Below are 601 nucleotides of genomic sequence, written 5' to 3'. Positions count from 1 at the left end.
GCGTAATAGCTCACTGGTCGAGTCGGCCTGCGCGGAAGATGTAACGGGGCTAAACCATGCACCGAAGCTGCGGCAGCGAACGTATCACTTAAAGCGATTCAGCGGGTTACGATTGACGGAGCGAAGCGACGTCAAAGCGTATACAAAGTCGAGTCGGTTTAAGGATACGTTCGTTGGGTAGGGGAGCGTTCTGTAAGCCTGTGAAGGTGGCCTGTGAGGGTTGCTGGAGGTATCAGAAGTGCGAATGCTGACATAAGTAACGATAAAGCGGGTGAAAAGCCCGCTCGCCGGAAGACCAAGGGTTCCTGTCCAACGTTAATCGGGGCAGGGTGAGTCGACCCCTAAGGCGAGGCCGAAAGGCGTAGTCGATGGGAAACGGGTTAATATTCCCGTACTTGGTGTTACTGCGAAGGGGGGACGGAGAAGGCTATGTTGGCCGGGCGACGGTTGTCCCGGTTTAAGCGTGTAGGTGTGTGTTCCAGGTAAATCCGGTTCACTTTAACACTGAGGCGTGACGACGAGGCACTACGGTGCTGAAGCAACAAATGCCCTGCTTCCAGGAAAAGCCTCTAAGCATCAGGTAACATCAAATCGTACCCCA

Annotated in this window: 1 rRNA gene; it reads left to right on the top strand. The window is 54.2% G+C overall.

Annotation, left to right across the window (positions count from 1 at the left end):
• Positions 1-601: ribosomal RNA gene (locus ACLJQJ_RS23415) — 23S ribosomal RNA — on the top strand; the annotation flags it as partial.

This window comes from Salmonella sp. SAL04202, assembly GCF_046550775.1.
In the GTDB taxonomy this organism is placed as follows: domain Bacteria; phylum Pseudomonadota; class Gammaproteobacteria; order Enterobacterales; family Enterobacteriaceae; genus Salmonella; species Salmonella enterica.
The sequence above is the reverse complement of the archived record's forward strand: the minus strand, read 5'-3'. Positions and strand labels throughout refer to the sequence as shown.